The sequence below is a fragment of the Streptomyces sp. NPDC020807 genome, assembly GCF_040641575.1.
Taxonomy (GTDB): Bacteria; Actinomycetota; Actinomycetes; order Streptomycetales; family Streptomycetaceae; genus Streptomyces.
On the sequence record NZ_JBFADU010000003.1, the window covers coordinates 182,826 to 206,144 of the forward strand.

Annotated in this window: 19 protein-coding genes and 1 tRNA gene; 3 read left to right on the forward strand and 17 right to left on the reverse strand. The window is 71.1% G+C overall.

Annotated elements, in window-relative coordinates; genetic code table 11:
- Positions 1–37 precede the first annotated feature (37 nt).
- The 9 genes from aspT (AB0G79_RS06445) to AB0G79_RS06485 form a co-directional block, all read right to left on the reverse strand.
- Positions 38–1,741, reverse strand: a complete 1,704-nt coding sequence (aspT, locus tag AB0G79_RS06445) for an aspartate-alanine antiporter (protein WP_360801029.1) — start codon at positions 1,739–1,741, stop codon at positions 38–40.
- Positions 1,742–1,757: 16 nt separating this feature from the next.
- Entirely contained in the window at positions 1,758–3,440 is a 1,683-nt protein-coding gene (aspT, locus tag AB0G79_RS06450; RefSeq protein WP_360801032.1) for an aspartate-alanine antiporter, read from the reverse strand.
- Between the two features lie 160 nt (positions 3,441–3,600).
- Entirely contained in the window at positions 3,601–4,467 is an 867-nt protein-coding gene (locus tag AB0G79_RS06455; protein WP_360801035.1) for a carbohydrate ABC transporter permease, read from the reverse strand.
- A complete protein-coding gene (locus AB0G79_RS06460; RefSeq protein WP_360801038.1) occupies positions 4,467–5,447 on the reverse strand; it encodes a sugar ABC transporter permease in 981 nt (326 codons plus the stop codon). Before AB0G79_RS06460 ends, AB0G79_RS06455 begins: the two co-directional genes overlap by 1 nt.
- Before the next feature lie 22 nt (positions 5,448–5,469).
- Positions 5,470–6,816: an extracellular solute-binding protein gene (locus tag AB0G79_RS06465; protein WP_360801041.1), complete on the reverse strand. Its 1,347-nt coding sequence runs from the start codon at positions 6,814–6,816 to the stop codon at positions 5,470–5,472.
- A 346-nt stretch (positions 6,817–7,162) separates the two neighbouring features.
- Positions 7,163–7,235 (reverse strand) — tRNA-His (locus tag AB0G79_RS06470).
- A gap of 117 nt (positions 7,236–7,352) precedes the next feature.
- The gene (orn, locus tag AB0G79_RS06475; RefSeq protein ID WP_360801044.1) at positions 7,353–7,955 is read right to left on the reverse strand and encodes an oligoribonuclease; all 603 of its coding nucleotides are present in this window, start codon (positions 7,953–7,955) and stop codon (positions 7,353–7,355) included.
- A gap of 131 nt (positions 7,956–8,086) precedes the next feature.
- Positions 8,087–9,259, reverse strand: coding sequence for a helix-turn-helix domain-containing protein (locus AB0G79_RS06480; RefSeq protein WP_360801047.1), 1,173 nt, complete (start codon positions 9,257–9,259; stop codon positions 8,087–8,089).
- A 420-nt stretch (positions 9,260–9,679) separates the two neighbouring features.
- Positions 9,680–10,051, reverse strand: a complete 372-nt coding sequence (locus tag AB0G79_RS06485) for a hypothetical protein (protein WP_360801050.1) — start codon at positions 10,049–10,051, stop codon at positions 9,680–9,682.
- Between the two features lie 403 nt (positions 10,052–10,454).
- Here AB0G79_RS06485 and AB0G79_RS06490 point away from each other — a divergent pair, with 403 nt between their 5' ends.
- Positions 10,455–10,976 (forward strand): universal stress protein, encoded by a 522-nt coding sequence (locus AB0G79_RS06490; protein WP_360801053.1) that lies wholly within the window; start codon positions 10,455–10,457, stop codon positions 10,974–10,976.
- Between the two features lie 140 nt (positions 10,977–11,116).
- The gene (locus AB0G79_RS06495) at positions 11,117–11,677 is read left to right on the forward strand and encodes a GPR1/FUN34/YaaH family transporter (protein ID WP_360801056.1); all 561 of its coding nucleotides are present in this window, start codon (positions 11,117–11,119) and stop codon (positions 11,675–11,677) included.
- A 182-nt stretch (positions 11,678–11,859) separates the two neighbouring features.
- Here AB0G79_RS06495 and glmS read toward each other — a convergent pair whose 3' ends face one another.
- The gene (gene glmS, locus AB0G79_RS06500) at positions 11,860–13,677 is read right to left on the reverse strand and encodes a glutamine--fructose-6-phosphate transaminase (isomerizing) (protein ID WP_360801059.1); all 1,818 of its coding nucleotides are present in this window, start codon (positions 13,675–13,677) and stop codon (positions 11,860–11,862) included.
- 61 nt (positions 13,678–13,738) lie between these two features.
- On the reverse strand, positions 13,739–14,014 hold the full coding sequence (locus AB0G79_RS06505) for a hypothetical protein (RefSeq protein WP_360801062.1): 276 nt from the start codon (positions 14,012–14,014) through the stop codon (positions 13,739–13,741).
- A 186-nt stretch (positions 14,015–14,200) separates the two neighbouring features.
- Here AB0G79_RS06505 and AB0G79_RS06510 point away from each other — a divergent pair, with 186 nt between their 5' ends.
- Positions 14,201–15,826, forward strand: a complete 1,626-nt coding sequence (locus AB0G79_RS06510; RefSeq protein ID WP_360801065.1) for a beta-N-acetylhexosaminidase — start codon at positions 14,201–14,203, stop codon at positions 15,824–15,826.
- Between the two features lie 13 nt (positions 15,827–15,839).
- On the opposite strand, the gene AB0G79_RS06515 is transcribed toward AB0G79_RS06510, so the two are convergent.
- From AB0G79_RS06515 to AB0G79_RS06540, 6 genes are all read right to left on the reverse strand, one after another.
- Entirely contained in the window at positions 15,840–17,057 is a 1,218-nt protein-coding gene (locus tag AB0G79_RS06515; protein WP_360801068.1) for an FG-GAP-like repeat-containing protein, read from the reverse strand.
- A gap of 179 nt (positions 17,058–17,236) precedes the next feature.
- Positions 17,237–19,030: an IucA/IucC family siderophore biosynthesis protein gene (locus AB0G79_RS06520; protein WP_360801071.1), complete on the reverse strand. Its 1,794-nt coding sequence runs from the start codon at positions 19,028–19,030 to the stop codon at positions 17,237–17,239.
- Complete coding sequence (locus tag AB0G79_RS06525; protein WP_360801074.1) at positions 19,027–19,575, reverse strand: GNAT family N-acetyltransferase; 549 nt, start codon at positions 19,573–19,575, stop codon at positions 19,027–19,029. Before AB0G79_RS06525 ends, AB0G79_RS06520 begins: the two co-directional genes overlap by 4 nt.
- Positions 19,572–20,870, reverse strand: coding sequence for a SidA/IucD/PvdA family monooxygenase (locus tag AB0G79_RS06530; protein WP_360801077.1), 1,299 nt, complete (start codon positions 20,868–20,870; stop codon positions 19,572–19,574). The genes AB0G79_RS06525 and AB0G79_RS06530 overlap by 4 nt, the downstream gene beginning before the upstream one ends.
- Positions 20,857–22,296, reverse strand: a complete 1,440-nt coding sequence (locus AB0G79_RS06535; RefSeq protein WP_360801080.1) for an aspartate aminotransferase family protein — start codon at positions 22,294–22,296, stop codon at positions 20,857–20,859. The genes AB0G79_RS06530 and AB0G79_RS06535 overlap by 14 nt, the downstream gene beginning before the upstream one ends.
- A 171-nt stretch (positions 22,297–22,467) precedes the next feature.
- Positions 22,468–23,316: a siderophore-interacting protein gene (locus AB0G79_RS06540; protein ID WP_360801083.1), complete on the reverse strand. Its 849-nt coding sequence runs from the start codon at positions 23,314–23,316 to the stop codon at positions 22,468–22,470.
- Positions 23,317–23,319 lie beyond the last annotated feature (3 nt).

A 23,319-nucleotide genomic window follows, 5' to 3' on the forward strand; every position in this document is an offset into this window, starting at 1 on the left:
GGGATGTGCGCGGAGCGTGTTCGCGGAGGTGGGGGTGTCAGTGGTTGAGGATGACGATCACGGCGCCCCAGATGGTCAGCAGGACGTTGCCCACCGCGTAGGGGATCGTGTAGCCGAGCACCGGGACCTGGGACTTGGACTGCTCGTTGATGGCGCCGATCGCCGCCGTCGTCGTCTGGCCGCCCGCCAGGACGCCCATGAGGATCGGGAAGCGGATCTTCTGGATGTAGTGGCCGACGAGGAAGCCCACGAGCAGCGGGATCAGCGTCGCCACCGCGCCCCACAGGAGGAGGCCCCAGCCCGCCTCGGACAGGCCGCTGGTGAAGCTCGGACCGGCGTTGATGCCGACGACCGCGACGAAGGCGCAGAGACCGAAGGTGTCCATGAACCACTGGGCGCCGGGCGGCACGTTGCCGTACGTGGGGTACTTGCCGCGGATCCAGCCGAAGACCAGACCCATGATCAGCGCGCCGCCGGAGGTGGACAGCGAGATCGGGACGCCCGAGACGGTCAGGGCCGGGATGCCGATGCAGCCGCCGAGGAAGATGCCGAGACCCACCCAGAGCATGTCGGTGGCGAAGGACGTCGGGACCGGCTTGCCGATGGCCTTGCCCGCCGGGTCCACCAGCCGCTTCGGACCGGTCAGGACCACCGTGTCGCCGCGCTCCAGCTTCGTGCCCAGCCGGTACGGGAACTCCGCGCCCGAGCGGTAGATCTTGTCGATGTACACGCCGACCATGAACGGCTCGCGGCGCAGCTCGGCGACCGTCTTGCCGAGCTGCTCCTTGTTCGAGGCGACGACGTGCAGCGACTCGGTCTGGTAGCCGAGGAGCTCGACGTCGTCCGTCTCCGCGCCGACGTGCGTGCGGGCGTCGAAGTCGACGAGCGAGCCGCGCAGGGCGCTGACGGCCACGATGTCGTCCTGCCGGAGCACGGTCTGCTGGTCGTGGTCGAGGACCTCCCCGTCGCGCCGCACCCGGGTGATGTAGATGCGGTGGCCGAGGGCCTGCTGCTGGTTCTCGAAGTCGTCGATGGTGCGGCCGACGAGGTCCGGGCGCTCGATCCGGTACGCGCGGAGCACGACCTCGTAGTAGCCCTCGGCGAGGTCCGGGTTGTCGCTGGGGGAGTCCATCTCCTTGGCGATCTGCGCGGACTCGGCGGCCAGGTCGCGCTTGTAGATCTTGGGGAGGATGTTGGCGAGGAGGATCGCGCAGAGGATCGTGCCGAGCGGGTAGGTGACCGCGTAGCCGATCGCGACGAGGTTCTCCTCGTTCTTCAGCTGGTCCGAGGTGTAGCCGGGCAGGTTGGCGATGGCGTCCTGCGCGACACCGATGACGGCGGACTGGGTGAGCGCGCCGCCGAGGAGCCCGGCCGAGAGGCCGGGGCCGTACCCGAGCATCGAGGCGAAGCCCCAGCAGACGAGCAGACCGGTCACGCAGACCACGATCGCGTTGACGACCTGCGGCAGGCCGTCCTTCTTCAGGCCGCGGAAGAACTGGGGGCCGACCTTGTAGCCGAGGGCGAAGAGGAACATCGTGAAGAACAGGCTCTTCACGGTGCCGTCGATGGTGACCTTGAACTGCGCGCCGAGCAGAAGCCCGGCGACGAGGCAGCCGGTGACGGCGCCGAGCGCGATGGCCTTGTAGCGGAGCTTCCCGAAGAGGAAGCCCAGCGCCACCGTGATGAACACCAACAGCTCCGGATGGGGCTGGAAGATGTTCCTGTTGAGGAAGTCGATCATGAGGTCATGGGTCCTCTCACGCTCCGAGGATGCCGACGAGCAGTGGCCCGGTCAGGGGGAGCAGGAAGTTCGAGAGTGTGTACGTGATCGTGTAGCCGAGCATCGGGACCGAGCTCTGGGCCACCTGGGTGACCGAGGTGATCGCGGGGGTCGAGCACTGCTGGCCCGCGATGGCGCCGATGAGGATCGGTTTCTCGATCTTCAGCAGCTTGCGTCCGACGATCAGGGAGATGGTCGCCGGGACCAGGACCATGGCGATGCCGGCGAACGGGAGCAGCGCGCCGTACTCCTTGAGGAGCGGACCGGCCTGCGGGCCGGAGACCAGGCCCGTGCACGCGATGAAGATCGCCAGGCCCATGTCCTTGAGCGTCGTCGCGGCCTGGGGCGGGAAGGCTCCGAAGGTCTGGGTCCGCGAGCGGAACCAGCCGAAGAGCAGGCCCGAGATGAGGCAGCCGCCGCCGGTGCCCAGGGACATCGGGACGTCGCCGAAGGTCACGACGACCTGTCCGAGGAGCGAGCCCGCGACGATGCCGAGTCCGAGGTAGATGAAGTCGGTCGCGTCGTTCTTCACGACCGCGCCGATCTTCCCCGCCAGTTTGCCGAGGCCCGAGCGGGCGCCGACCAGGGTGAGCACGTCGCCGCGGTGGACGACGGTCTCGGGGGTGGCCGGCAGGTGCTGCTCGTTGCGCAGCACGTCCGTCACGTAGACCCCGCCGGAGGTGAACTCCGGGTGCTCCCTCGCCAGGTCGTCGAGGGACTTGCCGACGGCCGACTTGTCCGTGAGCGAGATCGCCGTGGTGGCGAGCGGGGTGTCGAGTCCGGGGACCGCCGGGGTCTCGGGGCCGATGACCCGCCCCGCCTCGATGATGTTGGCCCGTCGCCCGACGGTCAGGACCAGGTCCGAGAGGGTCAGTTCGAAGTCCGGCGGGGGCGGGGTGAGGATCTCGCTGCCCCGCTTCACCGCCTCGACCGTGACCCGGCCGCCCAGGCGCCGCTCCAGCTCGCCGACCTTGGCGCCGTCCGCGAGCGTGACGAGGTACGTCCGGCCGACCATGCCCGGGAGGGCTTCGCGCTCGTCCGACTCCAGGCTGCTGCCGCCGCCCCGCATCCTCTCCCAGAGCTCGCGCGAGGCGTCGCGGAGGTTGATCCGCAGCATCATCGGCATGATCTGGCTGGTGTAGATGACGATCGTGACGAGGCCGAAGAGGTAGCAGACCGTGTACGCGGTGGCCACGTGGCCCTGGTACTGGGTGATCTGCTCCTGCGTCAGGGTCGTGAGGTTGCCGATGGCCTCGGTGGCCGTACCGACGACCGCCGACTCGGTGGCGGCGCCGGCGAGGATGCCGGCGGCGGTGCCGACGTCGAGGTCGAAGGCCTCCGCGAGACCGAGGGCGATGCCGACGACGCAGACGACCTCGATGATGCAGAGGGTGAAGAAGCGCAGGCTCTTCCGGTTGAGGTTGGCGAAGAACTGCGGGCCCGCCATGTAGCCGAGGGAGAAGATGAAGAGCGCGAAGAAGATCGTCTTCACGTCGTCGGAGACGGTGACCTTCGCCCAGGCGCCGAGCAGCAGCGAGACGATCAGGGTGCCGCAGATGCCGCCGAGGGTGATGGGGCCGATCCGCAGCTTGCCCACGAGATAGCCGGCGGCAAGGCAGAGGAACAGGGCGAGTTCGGGATGGTCACGCAGGACTCCCATCGGCCGTCACCTCGCCCATGTGGGGAGGAAAAGTGAGAATCTCGGACATAAGGGGAAGTTAACAGGGGGCAGGATCAAGCGGATCTTCGCCTCGCCCGAACGAGTGAGGTGCATCCGTTCGAGTGAACGTCCCTCGTGCGAGTGAACTCGGCTCCGCCTCTCAGCCCTTCACCGCGCCGCGCATCACCCCGCCCACGATGTGCCGCCCGAACAGGGCGAGCACGAGCAGCAGCGGCAGGGTCCCGAGGAGCGCGCCCGCCATCACCACCGACTGGTCGGGCACGGTGCCGCGGCCCAGTCCCGTGAGCGCCACCTGCACGGTCGGACTGCCCGTCTGCGACAGCGCGAGGACCGGCCAGAAGAAGTCGTTCCAGGCGGCGACGAACGACAGCATCCCGAGCACCGCCATCGCCGGGCGCGCGGCGGGGAAGACCAGGTGCCACACCGTCCGCGCCGTCCCCGCGCCGTCCACCCGGGCCGCTTCGAGCACCTCCGTCGGCAGGGCGCGGTCCAGGTGCTGCCGCATGAAGAACACCCCGAAGGCCGAGACCAGCGCGGGCAGGACCACCGCCTGGAGCTCGTCCGTCCACCGCAGCCGGGCGATCAGCAGGTACAGCGGGACGACGCCGAGTTGAGGCGGTACGAGGAGGGTCGCGCCGACGAGCAGGAGCAGCGGCCCGCGCAGCCGGAACCGCAGCTTGGCGAAGGCGAAACCGGCGAGCGTCGAGAAGAGCACGGTGCCGACGGCGACGGCGCCCGCCACCACGGCGGTGTTGGCGAGGGCGTCGCCGAGCCGGGCGTCGGTCCAGGCGATCCCCAGGTTCCGGGGCAGGTTCCGGCCGAAGCGGAAGGGCGGCGGGGTGGCGGCGAGGCGGGTGCTCGTACGGGAGGCGGCGATCGCGGTCCAGAGCAGCGGGAACAGCGACACGGCGGTGAACAGCACGAGCAGGAGGTACGTGCCCCAACGGGGCCGGCGCGTGCCCCGGCGGGGCCGGTCCGTGCCCCGGCGGGGCCGGGAGGCCCGCATCAGAGCGCCCCGCGCGCCCGGCGCACGCCCCGGACGCAGGCGAAGGCGACGGCGAGGCCGAGGAGCATGACCCAGGCGAGGGCGGCGGCGCGGCCGAGGTGGAGGTTCACCCAGCCCTGCTCGTACAGGTAGAGCCCCAGGGTCTGGTACTGGTGGTCCGCACCGCCCGTCGCACCGGCGCCGCTGCCGAAGAGCAGCGGCTCGCCGAAGAGCTGCACGGCGCCGATGGTCGACACGAGCAGCGTGAACGCGATCGCCGGCCGCACCCCCGGCAGCGTGACGTGCACGAACTGCCGCCACCGCGAGGCCCCGTCGAGCGCGGCGGCCTCGTACAGCTCGCGGGGGACGGTCTGCATCGCCGCGAGGTAGATCAGCGCGTTGTACCCGGTCCAGCGCCAGACGACGATCGAGGACACGGCGAACTTCGAGGCCCACGCCCCGTTCTGCCAGTCGACGGGCCCGACGCCGAGGAGCCCGAGCGCCCAGTTGGCCATCCCGTGGTCCCGCCCGTAGAACAGCGCGAACACGAGCGTCGCGGCGGCCACGGAGGTGGCGTACGGCGCGAGCGCCACGACCCGGAAGAAGCCGCGCCCCCGGATCCGTACGTCGAGGAGGTGCGCGACCCCGAGGGCGAGGAGGAGCTGCGGGACGGTCGAGAGGACCCCGATGACGACGGTGTTGGACAGCGCGTTCCAGAAGAAGCCGTCGTCGAGCAGCCGCGCGTAGTTGTGCAGCCCGACCCACTCGCGGTCGGCGGGCGCGGTGAGTTCGACCCGGTGGAAGGAGTCCCAGCCGGTGGCGAGCAGGGGGAAGACGCCGAAGGCGGCGAAGAGGAGGAAGAAGGGCGCGAGGAGCGCGTAGGGAGCCCAGGGGGAACCGATGGGGGTGGGACGGACCCGTACGGCCCGTCCGACCCGGGGCCGGGCCGATGGCTCCGCCGGTTCCCGCGGCGCCGGGCGGTTCACGCGCGTCTCCGTCATCTTCTCCTGCTCGCCCCCGTCCTCATCGGTCCAGCGCGTTGTCGATCGCCCGCATCGACTCGTTCCAGGCCGACTCGGGGGAGCGGCCCGTCTGGTCGACCTGGAGCATGCCGACGTCGGAGAGGGTCTGCGAGACGAGGGCGTCCTTCGGGCCGACGGGGGCCCGGGGCACGCCCCGGGCAGCCGAGGCGAAGACGCGGCCCACCGGGGCGTCGGCGAAGTACGGGCTGCGGGCGTCCGCCACCGTCGGGAGGGTGTACGAGGCCACCGCGCTCGGGAAGCTGCCGCGGCGCGCGAAGAGCACCGCCTGCTGGGCGGGGGCGGTCAGCCAGGCCGCGAGGGCCGCTGCCTCCTGGCGGTGGCGGCCCGCCGAGGGGACCACCAGGAACGAGCCTCCCCAGCTGCCCGGCCTCGGCGCCGCCGCCACGTCCCACAGGCCCCGCCCGGCCGGGCCCGCCTTGTCCCGGATGTAGCCGAGCATCCAGGCGGGACAGGCCACCGTGGCGAACGCGCCGTTCGCGAAGGCCTGGTCCCAGCCGGGCGTGAACTGCTGGAGCCTGGCCGTCAGCCCCTGCCGGGCGAACGTCGCCGCGAGGTCCCAGGCCTCCCGTACCGCCGGGTTCTCCGCCACGATCAGCCGGCCCCGCTCGTCGTAGTAGCGCAGCGCCGCGCTGCCCGTGACCGCCGAGAGCACCCCGGAGGCCGAGTCCGTGAACGCCGGTCCCGACGGCAGCCGCCGACGGTAGGACAGACCCGCCGCCAGGTACTTCCGCCAGTCGCCCGCCCACAGACGGCCCACCTCGTCCCGGTCCGTCGGCAGCCCCGCCCGCGCGAAGAGGTCCCTGCGGTAGCAGACCGCCTGCGGCCCGATGTCCGTGCCCAACGCGAGCGTCCGGCCGTCCGCCGCCGTGCCCTGCGCCCACTTCCAGGGGAGGAAGGCGGACGGGTCGACGCCCGGCGCGGACCCCAGCTCGACCAGCCGGTCGCCCTGGGTCTCCAGGACCTCCGCGATGTTCCCCACCTCCACCGCCTGCACGTCCGCGAGGCCCGAGCCGGCGGTCAGGTGGGTGAGCAGCTGCGGGTAGTAGACGTCGTTCCGGGTGAGGGACGTCTGCCGGATCGCGATGTCCGGGTGCAGCCGCATGTACGCGTCGTACAGGCCGGCCTCCTGCATGCCGAAGGTGCCGAAGACGCCGACGGTGAGGGTGGTGCGACGGGCGGCCGCGTCGGCGGGGGCGCGCGGTGTGTACGGACGGGGCTCGGGCGGGTCGGTGGCGCAGCCCGCGACGAGGGCGATGGCCGTGAGCAGGAGGACGAGGGGCGGGACCCGGCGGGGCGCGGAGGGCCGCTGCGCGGGGCCGTACCCCACCCCGCCCCTTCCCGAAACCGGGGGCGCTGCCCCCGGACCCCCGCGCCTCAAGCGCCGGCGGGGCTGGATTTCCCGCCCTGCGGGCGGAAATCCAGCCCGCCCGGCGTTTGAGGGCACGGCCGTCGCACAGCGGCCCCGTCCGCACCGCCCACCCCGTCGCCAGCCCATGGCCTCGGACCGTAGCCACGTCCGTTCCGGCCGGGTCGCCGCGACACCCCGGACTCACCTCACCGGCCCAGGGCGATTCCGGTGTGCGCTCCGTCACATGGGCGACCGGTAGGGGGCATCCGGCACATGAGAACGACTCAGGCCCCGGTTCTTCCGAACCGGGGCCTGAGTCCATCAGGGTGAGTAACGGGACTCGAACCCGCGACATCCTGGACCACAACCAGGTGCTCTACCAGCTGAGCTATACCCACCATGACCGGCGGTTTTCCCGAAGGTTTCCCTGACCGGCCGAGAAGAAGTCTACAGGGTCTCGGGGGGTGCTCGCGCCCGCATTCGCGCCGGGGGCGAGCGACCCCCTCCGGAAGGCTCTATTCGGCGGGCAGGACGTGGCGCGCGGCGATCCGCTTGGCGGTCTCCGAGTCCGGTCCCGGCTGCGGGACGAAGACGGCCTCGCGGTAGTACCGCAGCTCCGCGATGGACTCGCGGATGTCCGCGAGCGCGCGGTGGTTGCCGTTCTTCTCCGGACTGTTGAAGTACGCCCTCGGGTACCAGCGGCGGGCCAGCTCCTTGACCGAGGACACATCGACGATCCGGTAGTGCAGGTGGCTCTCCAGGGCGGGCATGTCCCGCGCGAGGAAGCCGCGGTCCGTGGAGACCGAGTTCCCGCAGAGCGGCGCCTTGCCCGGCTCCTTCACGTGCTCGCGGATGTACGCGAGGACCTGGGCCTCCGCGTCGGCGAGCGTCGTGCCGTCGGCGAGGGCGTCGAGCAGGCCCGAGCTCGTGTGCATCTGGCGCACGATCTCCGGCATGGTCTCCAGGGCCGCGTCCGGCGGGCGGATCACGATGTCCACCCCGTCGCCGAGCACGTTCAGTTCCGAGTCGGTGACCAGTGCGGCCACCTCGATGAGTGCGTCGTCCGTCAGCGAGAGCCCGGTCATCTCGCAGTCGATCCACACCATGCGATCGTTCATGCGTCCACCTTAGGGGTTCTCGACTTCCTCGACCCCGTGGGGGAAACGGCCGACGGGCGCCCGGGGAGGTGTCCCCGGACGCCCGTCGTTCCTGCGTTGCGCGGCTTGTGGCCCCGCGGGTCGGTGGTGACTTACTGCGCGCTGCGCTGGCCCGGCAGGGAGGGGCGGCCGGGAACGAAGACGTCAGCGTGCGGTTTCCCCGGCTCCAGCGCGGCGGACGGCCGCCTGACGCCTGCCGAGACCTGGACGGGCACGACCGGGTCGAGCACCGCCGTACTCCCCTCGCCCTGCGGGCGACGGGCGCGGTACGCGGCACGGTAGGCCGCCGGCGAGGAGCCGAGCTGCCGCCGGAAGTGGCCGCGCAGCGCCACGGGGGACCGGAAGCCGCACCTGCCCGCGACCTCGTCGACCGAGTAGTCGGAGGTCTCGAGCAGCCGCTGCGCCTGGAGCACCCGCTGCGTGATCAGCCACTGGAGCGGGGCGGAGCCCGTCAGCGAGCGGAACCGGCGGTCGAAGGTCCGCCGTGACATGTACGCGCGCGCGGCCAGGGTCTCCACGTCGAACTGCTCGTGGAGGTGCTCCAGCGCCCAGGCGACGACCTCGGCCAGCGGGTCGGCGCCGATCTCCTCCGGTAAAGACCTGTCGAGGTAGCGCTCCTGACCGCCGCTGCGCCGCGGCGGGACGACCAGCCGGCGCGCCAGCGCGCCCGCGGCCTCGGTGCCGTGGTCGGTCCGCACGATGTGCAGACACAGGTCGATTCCGGCCGCGGTCCCGGCGGAGGTGAGGACGTCGCCGTCGTCGACGAAGAGCTCCCGCGGGTCCACGTGGACCGAGGGGTAGCGCTTGGCGAGCGTCGGCGCGTACATCCAGTGGGTGGTCGCCGGGCGGCCGTCGAGCAGGCCGGCGGCGGCGAGGACGAAGGCGCCGGTGCACAGACCGACGATCCGCGCGCCCTCCTCGTGTGCCCGGCGGAGCGCTTCGAGCGCTTCCGGCGGCGGCGGCGAGGTGATCGACCGCCAGGCGGGCACGACGACGGTGCCCGCCCTGCTGATCGCCTCCAGGCCGTACGGCGCGGTGAGTTCGAGGCCGCCGGTGGTCCGCAGCGGGCCGTCCTCGCCGGCGCAGACGAGCAGCCGGTAACGCGGCACGCCGGCGTCCTGCCGGTCGATGCCGAAAACGGAGAGCGGGATGGAGCTCTCGAAGATGGGGCCGCCGCTGAACAGCAGCACCGCGACGACTTCGCGACGTCGGCGCCCGGACAGCTTTCGCGCGACCTCCGGTACTACGGCGGAGTCCTGGCTCATGACGCTAAGCCCCCCTCGGTGTTCGCGTCTCCCTGGTCGTGTCGCACCTGCACGTTTCCCCTCGGTTTTGCACGAAACCCCAGTCTTCGGTACCCATGATCGAATCTACTGTGTCCCGTGGCGCCGCCGTGACAAGTTCTCCATCCGGTGGATTGTCGACAAGGCCACTTGGCGTGAAGCGATCGTTGGCGAAGCCTTTCACCCGGAGAGCGCGGGAGGAAGGCGTCGTGGCGCGAACATCCCGTGGACGTAGGGTCAGGGGCTTCGGCACAGGGGTTCGGGGTGGGTGGGCAGGGGGGTTGGCCAACCGTTTCGCCAAGGACGCGCCGACAAAAAGAAGTTGGCTGAAAACATATGGGTGCGGGTGTACGAGCCTGTCAACTCGAAGGGTTCCCGGGGGGCGTGGGGAGGCCCCGGCGATCAGTTCCGGCGCCTCGTTCGTCCGGATTCGGCGTGCAGTCCGCGCTCCGAGCGGCGGAGCAGGACGCGGCAGGCCGCCGTCACCGACACGAGCCCGAACGCGGTGCCCGCGGCCCCGCCGAGCGAGGTGCCGTAGGCGAGGAGCACCACGGGGACGAGCACGCAGCAGAACGCCGACCAGCGGACGACGTCGCCGGCCGGGTCGCCGCCCGTGCCCTCCGCGGTGCCGGTCGTCGGTTCGGGGAGCGCGCCGGAGCGGGGGCCGCGGCCGGAGCGGCCGGAGCGAAGGGTCCGGGAAGGGCCGGAGGGGCGGGGAGTCGGGACGGGGGCGGTGGAGGGCCGGTCGGCGGCGGGCGTCGATGGTGCGTGCACGGGCGGGCTCCCTGCGACGGTGGGCTGGACCTGTGGCAACGAGGAGTGGAACGTTCCGGTCACTGTGGGCGACGTCCGTTTGGCCCCCTCGCCCCGGCCCCCTCGGGGGCCCCGGCGCACGAGCGGCATTGCCAGATCCCGAACCCCTCGTGCATGCTCCCTGGGACGCCGCGCGCGAGCGGCGTGCACGCCGGGGCGTGACACGGCGGGCTCTGGGCAGGAGAGGAGTGTCGCCGTACCCTTGGGGGTATGGGATGGGGAAGATGATTCCCGGACACGGCTCCTGCCGCGACCCGTGGTTCCGCCCCTCGTACCACCCCTTCGCGCCACCCTCCCTTTCCGTCCTTCTCTCCCCCCTCTGTCCCCGCCCCTTCCCACGAGGACTCCCTTCGCCGAGACATCGATGGCCGGTCACGAATTCTCCGAACCCGCGGACCGCAAGCGCGTCGCCGACTCCACGGTCGACCCCCTCGCGGTAGAACAGCCACGCCACGCCTGCGACCCGGCCTTCCGGCACGGGGTGGTGGTCGGCTTCGACGGCTCCACGTCCAGTGAGCGAGCCCTCGCGTACGCCATCGGCATGGCCCGCCGCTCCGGCTCCGGCCTGATCATCGTGCACGTGGCCAACCGGCTGCCCACCACGGTGTGGGCGGGCTGCGAGCCGCCGGTCTTCGTCGACGTGCCGGATCACCGCACCGAGGTCCTCGGCCTCGAGCTGGCCTGCGCCGACCACCTCTCCGAGGTGCCGTGGATCCTCGTCGAGCGCGGTGGGGACATCTGCCACGAGCTGGAGGAGGTCGGACGGGAGTACTCGGCCGACGCGATCGTGGTCGGCTCCACGCACGGGATCGTCGGCCGGATCTTCGGCTCGGTCGCCGGGCGCCTCGCGCGCCGCGCGCAGCGGCCCGTGATCGTGATCCCGTAGCCGTCTCCCCGGCGGCTCCCGCTCTCCCTTCGGTGTCAACTGGCGCCCGTCGGCCATAAATTCAGCCGTCCTCAGGTGAATTGTGCGCTTGTGAAGGGTAGATAAAGGTCACACGATCACACCCCTGAAGGGAGCCCGCCGTGGACAACGAAGTCGCCGCGGGAAACAGCACCTCCACTCTCGGAAACCTCGCACTCGGACTGACCCTGCTGGCCTTCGGGTTGGGCGGGACGGGTCTCGTCGACAACGTCGCGGCAGCGGATGCCGCGGGCCTCGCCACCTGGGTCGGCGGGGTGGCGCTCTTCCTCGTCGGCCTCCTCGCCCTGCGCGCGGGAGACAAGGGCGAGGGCACGGCATTCGCCGCGCTCGGCGCCTTCTGGTTCACCTGGGGCACGGCCGTCGGCGGCGGGGCCTCGGCGGACGCCGTGGGCGTCTTCATGCTCCTGTGGGCGCTCCTGGCGCTCACGCTGACGCTGGCCGCCGGGGGCAGCGGCCTGTTCGGGCAGGGCGTGTACGGCCTGCTGTTCGTCGCGCTGCTGCTGATCGGCATCGGCGCCCTCTCCGACACCGGCAGCCTCGCGGAGGCGGGCGGCTGGGTGGCGGCCGTGGCGGGCCTGGTCGCCTGGTACGGGGCCACGGCGGCGGTCGCGGGCTGGCCGACGTCCGTACGGCGCGCGGCGAGCGCTCCGGCCGCGGGGTGATCCGCGGGGCCGGCGAAGCCGAGCCCTGAAAAGAGGGGAAGGGGCCCTCCCGCACCTGGGTGTGCGGGAGGGCCCCTTCGGGTGTCCGGTCGAACCGCCGGGGGACAGGCCCGGCGGGTGCGGTGTCGGGGGGACAGGCCCCGACGGCGGCGCCGGAGTGACAGGCTCCGGCGCCTTCGCGACTACTCGACCGTGACGGACTTGGCCAGGTTGCGCGGCTTGTCGATGTCGCGGCCCATGGCGAGCGCCGTGTGGTACGCGAGGAGCTGGAGCGGGATGCCCATGAGGATGGGGTCGAGCTCGTCCTCGTTCTTCGGCACGACGATGGTGTGGTCGGCCTTGGCCTGCGGCTGGTGCGCGACCGCGAGGATGCGGCCGGAGCGGGCCTTGATCTCCTCCAGGGCGGCGCGGTTCTTCTCCAGCAGGTCGTCGTCGGGGACGATCGCGACCGTCGGCAGCGCCGGCTCGATGAGGGCGAGCGGGCCGTGCTTCAGCTCGGAGGCCGGGTACGCCTCGGCGTGGATGTAGGAGATCTCCTTCAGCTTGAGGGAGGCCTCCAGGGCGACCGGGTAGCCGCGGACGCGGCCGATGAACATCATCGACTGGGCGCCGGCGTACTCCGCGGCGATCTTCTTGATCTCGTCCTCGGACTCGAGGATCTCCTGGATCTGCGCGGGCAGCTTGCGCAGGCCCTCGATGATCCGCTTGCCGTCGGTGACGGACAGGTCGCGGATGCGGCCCAGGTGCAGGGCGAGCAGCGCGAAGGCCGTGACGGTGTTGGTGAAGCACTTGGTGGAGACGACGCAGACCTCGGGTCCGGCGTGGACGTACACGCCGCCGTCGGCCTCGCGGGCGATGGCCGAGCCGACGACGTTGACGACGCCGAGGACGCGGGCGCCCTTCCGCTTCAGCTCCTGGACGGCGGCGAGCACGTCGTACGTCTCACCGGACTGGGAGACGGCGATGTAGAGGGTGTCGGGGTCCACGACCGGGTTGCGGTAGCGGAACTCCGAGGCCGGCTCGGCGTCGGCGGGGATGCGGGCCATGGACTCGATGAGCCCGGCGCCGATGAGGCCGGCGTGGTACGAGGTGCCGCAGCCGAGGATCTTGATGCGGCGGATGGTGCGGGCCTCGCGCGGGTCGAGGTTCAGGCCGCCCAGGTGCACGGTGGAGAAGCGGTCGTCGATGCGGCCGCGCAGCACGCGGTCGACCGCGTCGGGCTGCTCGGAGATCTCCTTGTGCATGAACGTGTCGTGGCCGCCCATGTCGTAGGAGGCGGCCTCCCACTCGACGGTCTCGGGGGTGGCCGTGGTGGAGGCGCCCGAGGTCGTGTAGGTGCGGAAGTCGTCGGCCTTGAGGGTGGCCATCTCGCCGTCGTCGAGGGTGACGACCTGGCGGGTGTGGGCGATCAGCGCGGCGACGTCCGAGGCGACGAGCATCTCCTTCTCGCCGATGCCGAGGATGACCGGCGAGCCGTTGCGGGCGACGACGATGCGGTCGTTGAAGTCCGCGTGCATGACGGCGATGCCGTAGGTGCCCTCGATGACCTTGAGCGCCTCGCGGACCTTCTCCTCGAGGGTGGCGGCCTGGGAGCGCGCGATGAGGTGGGTGATGACCTCGGTGTCCGTCTCGGAGGCGAAGACGACGCCGTCGGCCTCCAGCTTGGCGCGGAGCTCCTGGGCGTTGTCGACGATGCCGTTGTGGACGACCGCGACCTTGTTCTCGGGGTCCATGTGCGGGTGCGAGTTGATGTCGCTCGGCGCGCCGTGGGTGGCCCAGCGGGTGTGGGCGATGCCGGTGGTGCCGGTGAAGCGCTTCGGGACCTTGGCCTCGAGGTCGCGGACGCGGCCCTTGGCCTTGACCATCTTCAGGCCGCCGGCCTTCGGGCTGGTCACGACCATGCCGGCCGAGTCGTAGCCGCGGTACTCCAGGCGGGCGAGGCCCTCCAGGAGCAGGGGGGCGACGTCGCGCTTACCGATGTAACCGACAATTCCGCACATAAAAGGTGAAACCCCTCCGGGTAGACGGTGGTGCTGCTTGCTGATCGGTCGGTCGGGACCGTCAGCCGTAGACGATGCGACGCAGCTGGCGGAGCGAGAGCTCCGGCGGCGCCACGGCGCGATGGGGGAGTTCGGCCGCGATCCGTTCGAAGATCTCGGCGTTCACGGACCCGCCGGCCTGCAGTTCGCGGTGGCGGCGGCGGACGAACTCCTCGGTCGACTCGTCGAAGTACGCCAGCACGTCGAACACCACCCGGGCGGCCTCACCGCGTTGGAGCGCGGTGCTGCGGACCAGGTGGTCGACGAGGTCGTCATGCGACGGGCGGCGATCGAGCACCCATGAATATTGAGGGGTCGCTCCCGTTTTACGCAAGAATCCTGCCCGAATTCGGGCAGGGGGAGCAAGATCGACGCCGAATACCCGCTCATTGGTCCAGACCTTGACGAGGAGTAACGGAAAAGGTACGGAGTGGCGTGCACCGGATATAGACAACAGAGGACCGACGTGAAAGAGGCCCCGCCCGTGATCCAGCGCCGCACCCTCCCCCGCCTGATCGGCTCGCTCCTCCTCGTCACCGCCGCGGCGGGCGCCGGGTACGGGGAGGCCGCCGCCGACGACAGACGCGACGGCACGGCGGAAGCGGGGGTACGCCCCCTGGGCCGCATCGTGCCCGTACCGGCGTCCGTCACCCCGCACGGGGACCCGTACACCCTCACCGCCGCGACCCGGATCGGCGTCGACCCGGCCTCCCGCGAGACGAGGGCCGTCGGCCGCTACCTCGCCGGGCTGCTCCGCCCGTCCACCGGCTTCCCGCTCCCCGTGGTCGACGAGGAGGACGCGGCCGACGGCGACATCCGCCTCCTCCTCGCGCCCGAGGAGACCGCACTCGGCGCCGAGGGCTACCGCCTGGACTCCGCCCCGGACGGCCTGACCGTCACGGCCCGCGAACCCGCCGGCCTCTTCCACGGCGTCCAGACCCTCCGCCAGCAGCTCCCGGCGGCCGTCGAGCGCCGGACCCTCCAGGGCGGCCCCTGGAAGGTCGCGGGCGGCACCCTCACCGACACCCCGCGCTTCGCCTACCGGGGCGCGATGCTCGACGTCGCCCGCCACTTCTTCACGGTCGAGGAGGTGAAACGCTTCGTCGACCAGCTGGCGCTCTACAAGATCAACACCCTGCACCTGCACCTCACCGACGACCAGGGCTGGCGGATCGCCGTCGACTCCTGGCCGAGGCTCGCCGAGTACGGCGGGTCGACGGAGGTGGGCGGCGGCCCCGGCGGCTTCTACACGAAGGCGCAGTACAAGGAGATCGTCCGGTACGCGGCCTCCCGCCACCTGGAGGTGATCCCCGAGATCGACATGCCGGGCCACACCTTCGCGGCCCTCGCCTCGTACGCCGAGCTCAACTGCGACGGCGTGGCCCCTCCCCTCTACACGGGCGTCAAGGTGGGCCTCAGCTCCCTCTGCGCGCCGAAGGAGGTCACGTACGACTTCGCGGACGACGTGATCCGCGAGATCGCGGCGCTCACCCCCGGCCGCTACCTCCACATCGGCGGCGACGAGGCCCACAAGACGAGCCACGAGGACTACGCGACCTTCATGGGCCGCGTCCAGCCGCTCGTCGCCAAGCACGGCAAGACCGTCGTCGGCTGGCACCAGCTCACCGGCGCGACGCCGGCGGAGGGCGCGGTGATCCAGTACTGGGGCCACGACCGCACGTCGGCGGCGGAGAAGGAGCGGGTGGCGGCGGCGGCCCGGCGGGGCGCGGGGCTGATCCTCTCCCCGGCGGACCGCTCCTACCTCGACATGAAGTACACGCCGGAGACGGAACTCGGCCTGGCGTGGGCCGGGACGGTCGAGGTCCGCAGGTCGTACGACTGGAACCCGTCGACGTACCTCCCGGGGGCCCCGGAGTCGGCGGTCCTCGGCGTCGAGGCCCCGCTGTGGACGGAGACCCTGGCCACCACCGCCGACCTCGACGTCATGACCTTCCCGCGCCTGCCGGGCCTCGCGGAGCTCGGCTGGTCCCCGGCGTCGACCCACGACTGGGACGACTACCGGGGCCGGCTCGCGGAACAGGCCCCGCGTTTCGACGCGATGGGCGTCACCTACTACCGCTCACCGGAGGTGCCGTGGGCGGGGGAGTAGCCCCGGCCGCGGATCAGAAGACGCCGTTCAGCTCCCACCACTCGCCGTCCGTCAGCTGCCCGGCCGCGTACGCGCCGGTGCCGAGACCGCGGTAGCCGACGAGCCACCCCGGGTGCCCCTTGGAGCCGTTGATGGCGTAGCCCTCGTTGGTGACGGTCGAGAGGTCGGGGCGGCCGTCGCCGGTCGTGTCGCCGACTGCGAGGAACGTGTCCATCGCGTTCCAGCCGCCGGAGCCGATGAGCTTCCGGGCGCCGAAGCCGCCGGACCCGGTCCCAGGGTAGAACCAGAGCTTGCCCGTGGACGCCTCGCGGGCGACCAGGTCGGGCCGGCCGTCGCCGTTGGTGTCACCGGCGCCGACGAGGGCGTTCATGGAGTTCCACCCCGAGCCGACGAGCTTGCGCGCGCCGAGCGCGCCCGTCCCCGTGCCGGGGTGCAACCACAGCTTGCCGGTGGCCTTCTCGACGGCGAGCAGGTCGGCGCGGCCGTCGCGGGTGAGGTCGCCGGCGCCGACGATCCGGCTCATGCCGTTCCAGCCGCCCGAACCGATCTGCTTCCGGCTGCCGAGCGCGCCCGTCCCGGTCCCGGGGTACAGCCACAGCGTGCCGGTGGCCTTCTCGCGAGCGATCAGATCCTCGCGGCCGTCACCGGTGAAGTCCCCGTGCCGGGCGAAGGCGTCCATGGCGTTCCAGCCGCCGGAGCCGGCCATCCGGCCCGTCCCGTCGCCGGGCAGGAACCACAGCCGCCCCACCAGGTCCCGTACGAGGGCGTCGGCCCTGCGGTCCCCGTTCAGGTCACCGAACCCGGCTGCCTTGGGGGACAGCACCGACCGCCACTCGGGGTAGGCGGCCTGCGAGCACTCGCGCTCGGTCCTGACGAACTTGACCGAGGCGATCGTGGTCGGGCTCCAGCTGGTCCAGGACCCGTTGCTGGACGGCTTCTCGGACCGGTACCCGTCGTACGCCTTGTAGCCCGGGCTGTTGTACAGGCAGGCGACGACGGAGGTCCGGTTGATGTACGAGAGGAACGCGGTGCCCGCCGAGCCCGTCGTGTTCATGTCCGTCTTCGTCTTGAACATCGCCCCCTTGGCGCCCTCCTGCGTCCAGGCGCAGAAGTACCCCTGCGGGCAGTCGCCCACGGCGGCCTGGGCGGGCGAGGCGGTGGCGACGGCGAGGGTCCCCAGGGTGGCGAGACCCAGCAGTGACGCCAGGGCTCGGTTGGTCGGCTTGCGCATGGTGGTGTTCCCGTGTTCCCCAGGTCAGAGTAAAGCTTTGGCCAATGATTCTAAGGGGGTGAGGGGGAGGTCTGGACCAGGTGTCCATGCGGTGGTGACCCGGACGGGGGGCGACGGACACGACGCGAGCCCCGCCGGAGGACCGTACTCCGGTGGGGCTCGTGTCTGCTGGGGGTGGGTTACGCGAAGCGGGCGATCGGGTTCGTGAGGTCGCCGACCAGCTGGAGGGCCGCCGACGGGTCCGCCAGGTCGACCATCTGCTTGTTGTTGCGGAGCTGCAGGCGGTTCAGGGCCGACAGGGCGAAGGTCTCCGCGAACATGTCGTACTCGGTGAAGCGGTCCTGCAGTTCCGGGTGCGTCTGCTCGTAGCCGCGGACGCACTCCGCGACCGTGCGCCAGAACTCGTCCTCCGCGAGGACGCCCTCCGTCGCCAGGTTCGCCGCGAGGAAGCGGAAGAAGCAGTCGAAGACGTCGGTGAAGACCGACAGCAGCTTCATGTCCTCCGGGACCTCGGCGCGGACGCGCTCCACCGCCGGCGGGAGGACCGCCGTCGGGTCCATGACGACGATCTCCTCGGCGATGTCCTTGAAGATCGCGCGAGCCACGTTGCCGCGCTCGTCGAGGACCAGGATGACGTTCTCGCCGTGCGGCATGAACGCCAGGTCGTACGCGTAGAAGCTGTGCAGGATCGGGAGCAGGTAGGCGTCCAGGTAGCGGCGGAGCCAGGCCGTGGGGGCCTCGCCGGACTCCCGGATCAGGGCGCCCGCGAAGGACGCGCCCTCGTGGTCCACGTGCAGCAGGGACGCCATGGTCGCCAGGCGCTCGCCCTCCGCGAGGGTCGGGACCGGGGACTCGCGCCAGAGCGCGGCCAGCATCTTCCGGTAGGGGGAGTAGCGGTCGGTGGCCGCCTCGTACTCCAGGTGCCGGTAGCCGACCGCCGCCCGCTCGCGGATGATCGAGAACTCCGCCGACTTGAAGGTCGCGTCCGACTCGATCAGCTGGTGCAGCCAGTCGTTGATCGCCGGGGTCGCCTCCATGTACGCGGCGGACAGGCCGCGCATGAAGCCCATGTTGAGGACCGACAGGGCCGTCTTCACGTAGTGCTTCGACGGGTCGCTCGTGTTGAAGAACGTACGGATCGACTGCTGCGCCAGGTACGTGTCGTCGCCCTCGCCGAGGTAGACGAGACGCTGCTGCGCGACCTCGGCCGCGAAGGTGACGGACAGCTTGTTCCACCACTGCCAGGGGTGGCACGGCATCAGCAGGTAGTCGGCCGGGTCCAGGCCACGGGCGGCCAGGGTGGCGTGGAAGCCGTCCACCGTCCCGTCGCCCAGCTCGGCGCGGATGAACGCGTCGTACTCGATGTCCGCGCCCGCCGTGAACGTCGTGCGGTCGCGGCGCGCCGCCAGCCAGATCAGGTGGATGCCGCTCGCGGCCTCGGGGGCGTACGCGCGAAACTCGTCCACGCCGAAGCCGAGACGGCCGTTGTTCGCGACGAAGCAGGGGTGGCCCTCGGTCATCCCCGTCTCGATCGCCTGGAAGCCGGCGCGGGCCAGCTCGGCGGAGGTGACCGGCTCCTTCGTGGACTTGAACGCCGTGCCCGCCAGGGTGGAGGAGATCTCCTCCAGGTACACCGGGAGGATCTCGTCGCTCAGGCCGAGGGAGGAGCGGAGCTCGGTGATGAACTGGAGCGCGTCGAGCGGGAGCTGCTGGTCGCCGCAGTGGCGGCTGATCGAGTCCGCGTAGACCTGCCAGTGGTCGAGGGCGAAGCGGTCCGCCGTGAAGCGGTACTCGGTCTCGCCGTCGTCGCTGAGGACCTTGTAGCGGGACTCGCCCAGCTCCTGCGGGTGCAGCAGCCTCTCGTGGGCGAACTCGGCGAGACCCTTGCGGATCAGCGCGCGGTTGGCGTCGGCCCAGCGCTCCGGGGTGAGGTGCGCCACCGGGTCGGTCGGGGTGAGGGGGGTGGTGGTCATATCGCTGCTCCCACTGCGGCCTCGAACTGCGCGCGCGTGCAGAAGCTCAGCAGCGCCTTCTTCTCGGGCTTCTGGATCTCGCGGTCGGCCACGAAGCCGACGGCCTCGTTGAGCGCGTGGACCGCCTTGTTGCGGACGTCCGGTTCCACGACGACGCGGGCGGTCGCAGGGTCGGAGAAGAGTTCGGCCATGACGGCGGTGATCACCGCGCGGGTGAAGCCGTGGACCGGGGTGTCCGTCGGCGCCACCAGGAAGTGCATGCCGACGTCGCCGGGCTCCGGGTCGTACAGGCCGACCAGCTCCAGCTTCGAGGGGTCGTACTTCTCCATCAGGATGGCGGGCTCCCCGTCGACCTCGCCGACGAAGGCGTCGTGGTGCGGGTGCGCCGTGATCGCCATGTACTCGCGCTCGACGTCCTCCAGCTTCGCGTCCTGCATCATCCAGAACGCGGCCTTGGGGTGGGTGACCCAGCCGTGGAGCAGCTCCGCGTCCTTGAGGGGGTCGAGCGGGCGGAAGCGGATGGCGGGGGTGGTGGGGGCGGTCATGCGGTGAACTCCTGGAACGCGATGGTCTTCTCTACGGGGTAGTACTCGGAACCCAGCATCTCCCCGATGATGTACGCGTTGCGGTACGCCCCCATGCCCAGGTCGGGCGAGGTGACCGAGTGCGCGTGCACGGCGGCGTTCTGGAGGAAGACCCCGCGGCCGGTGGTGTCGACCGAGTAGTTGCGGGCCACGTCGAAGCGGCCCTGGGAGTCCCAGTTGAGGCGGTCGCGGACCGGCTCCAGGAAGGCGGGGACGGTGTACTTGTAGCCGGTGGCGAGGATCAGGCCCTCGGTCTCGATCGTGAAGTCCTTCTCCTGCTCCTCCTGGCGGAAGCCGAGTTCGTACGTCCTCGTCGACTCGTCGTAGCCGGCGGTGTGGAGGGCGGAGTTGGTGAGGAGGCGGGTGGGGACGGGGCCGGCCAGCTTCTTCTGGTAGAGCAGGTCGAAGATGGCGTTGATCAGCTCGCCGTCGATGCCCTTGAAGAGGCCCTTCTGCTGGGTCTCCAGGCGGTAGCGGGTCTGCTCGGGGAGGGCGCGGAAGTAGTCCACGTACTCCGGGGAGGTCATCTCCAGCGTGAGCTTCGTGTACTCCAGGGGGAAGAAGCGCGGGGAGCGGGTGACCCAGTTGAGCTGGTAGCCGTGGACGTCGATCTCGGACAGGAGGTCGTAGTAGATCTCCGCCGCGCTCTGGCCGCTGCCGACCAGGGTGATCGACTTCTTCTTCTGGAGCTCCTCCTTGTTCGGGAGGTAGCGCGAGTTGTGGATGAGGTCGCCGCCGAGCCCGCGGCAGGTCTCGGGGACGTACGGCGGGGTGCCGGTGCCCAGGACGAGGCGGGCGGAGCGGAACGTTTCTCCGGTGTCGGTGGTGACGACGTAGACCTCGGCGGTCTCGTCGTAGGTGACCTCGGTGACCGTGGTCGACCAGCGGACGGACGTCAGCTTGGCGGCGGCCCAGCGGCAGTAGTCGTTGTACTCGGTCCGCAGGGGGTAGAAGTTCTCGCGGATGTAGAACGAGTACAGGCGGCCCTTCTCCTTCAGGTACTGGAGGAAGGAGAACTTCGACGTCGGGTCGGCCATCGTGACGAGGTCCGACATGAACGGCGTCTGGAGGTGGGCGCCTTCGAGGAACATGCCGGCGTGCCACTCGAAGTCCGGCTTGGACTCCAGGAAGACGCCGTCCAGGTGGTCGATGGGCTCCGTGAGGCAGGCCAGACCGAGGTTGAACGGACCGAGGCCGATGCCGATGAAGTCGAGCTTCTCCGTGGTCTTCTCGATGGTCTTCTCAGGCGTGGACAAGGGTCTCTCCCAGGTACTGCTCGGCGTGGCCGGCGATCAGGTCGAGGACGGCGGCGATGTCGGCCGCGGTCGTCTCGGGATTGAGCAGGGTGAACTTCAGGTACTGGCGGCCGTCGACCTTGGTGCCCGCGACCACGGCCTCGCCGGAGGCGAAGAGCGCCTTGCGGGCGTAGAGGTTGGCGCGGTCGATGTCGGCCGGCGAGGTGACGGCCTCGGGGACGTAGCGGTAGACGAGGGTGGAGAGCTGCGGCTCGACCACGACGTCGTAGCGCGGGTCGGCGGCGAGCAGGGCGTGTCCCTCGCGGGCCAGGGCGCAGACCTCGTCGAAGAGTTCGCCGATGCCGTCGGCGCCCATGACGCGCAGGGTCATCCACAGCTTGAGCGCGTCGAACCGGCGGGTCGTCTGGAGGGACTTGTCGACCTGGTTCGGGATCTGCTCGGCGACGGTGCGGCGCGGGTTGAGGTAGTCGGCGTGGTAGGTCGCGTGGCGCAGGGTCGCGCCGTCGCGGACCAGGACGGCGGAGGAACTCACCGGCTGGAAGAAGGACTTGTGGAAGTCGACGGTGACGGAGTCGGCGTTCTCGATGCCGTCGAGGAGGTGGCGGCGGGTGGTGGAGGCGAGCAGTCCGCAGCCGTAGGCGGCGTCGACGTGCATCCAGGCGCCGTACTCGGCGGCGAGGGCGGCGATCTCGGGCAGCGGGTCGATCGAGCCGAAGTCGGTGGTGCCGGCGGTGGCGACGATCGCCATCGGGACGAGGCCCTCGGCGCGGCAGGCCTCCAGCTCGGCGGCGAGGACGACGGACTGCATGCGCTTCTCGCGGTCGACCGGGATGGCGATGACGGCGTCGCGGCCGAGACCGAGGAGCTGGGCCGACTTCTGGACGCTGAAGTGGCTGCACTCGGAGGAGAAGATGCGGAGCTTGGAGAGGTCCTGGCTGCCGGCCTCCTCGCGGGCGAGGAGCAGGGCCTGGAGGTTGGACTGGGTGCCGCCGCTGGTGAACACGCCGTCGGCGAGCGGGCCGAGGCCGATCCGGGCGGTGGTCCAGTCGATGATCTTCCGCTCGATGAGCGTGCCGCCGGCGCTCTGGTCCCAGGTGTCGAGCGAGGAGTTGACCGCCGAGAGGACCGCCTCGCCGAGGACGGCCGGGATGACGACCGGGCAGTTCAAGTGGCCCAGGTAGCGCGGGTGGTGGAAGTAGACGGCGTCCCGGAGGTAGACGTCCTCCAGCTCGTCGAGGGCCGCGGAGGCGTCGCCGAGCGGGCGGTCGAGGTCGACCGCGTCGATGACGGGGGCCAGCTCGGCGGGCGTCACGCCCGTGAACGGGCGGCGCGTCGCGGCGAGTTTCCCCGCCACCCGCTCGACTCCTTCGGTGACGGAGCGCCGGTAGCTCTCCGCCGTGGCGTCGTTGAGCAGGTGGGAGCGCATTGTGGGGGCCCTTTCGGAAGGGAATGCCGGGAGGTACGCGTGAAGAGCGCCGAGCGCGCGCCGCAGGGGCCCGCTCGCTTTAAGTAAGGTTAGCCTAACCTAATTTGGAATCGCAATGGCCCCCAGCCCATGAAGGGTTGGGGGCCAATGGATGACCGTGAGGGGTGGGGCCTATGCCTCTTCCTGTGTCTCGTCAGGGACCTCGCGCAGCGCGTCCTCCGAGAGGCCCTTGCGCCAGTACCCGACGAACGTCACGCGCCTGCGGTCGAGTTCACGATCGCGTACGAAATGACGGCGCAGCGCCTTCACGGCACCGGACTCGCCCGCGATCCAGACGTACGGGGCCTCGCCGGGCAGTTCCACCTCGCGCACCGCGTCGACCGCGGAGGGCGCGCCCTCCTCCCGTACGAGCCAGGTGACCGTGGCGTCCGCCTCGGTCCGCAGCTCCATCCGGTCGCCGGAGAACGGCACTTCGAGGAAGACCCGGGCGCGGGTCTCCGCCGGCAGCCACTCCAGGATCGCGGAGGCGGCGGGGAGGGCGGTCTCGTCCGCCCAGATCAGGACGGAGTCGGCGTCCTCGGGGAGCTGGAAGCGGACGCCCGTGTTGGCGGCGACGGCGGGGCCGAGGACGACCACGCGGTCACCGGCCTTGGCGCGGCCGGCCCAGCGGCAGGCCGGACCGCCGTCCTCGTGGATCGCGAAGTCGATGTCGACCTCGTTCGGGTCCGTGCGCTGCTCGCGGACCGTGTACGAGCGCATGACCGCGCGCTCGTCGTGCGGCATCGCGCGCCAGGCGCCCAGGATCGCGTACATGTCCGGGTCGTCCAGCGGCGGCAGGACGGGGGCGTCCTGGCCGGGGTGCGGCAGGAAGAGGGAGAGCGACTGGTCGCGGCCCCCGGCGGCGAAGCGCTTGAGGTCCTCGCCGACGAAGGTGACGCGGACCAGGGACGGGCCGAGCCGCCGCGTCCGGTCGACCTGGAGGGAGAAGAACTGGAACGGGGCGGTCTCGGCGGTCGTCATGGG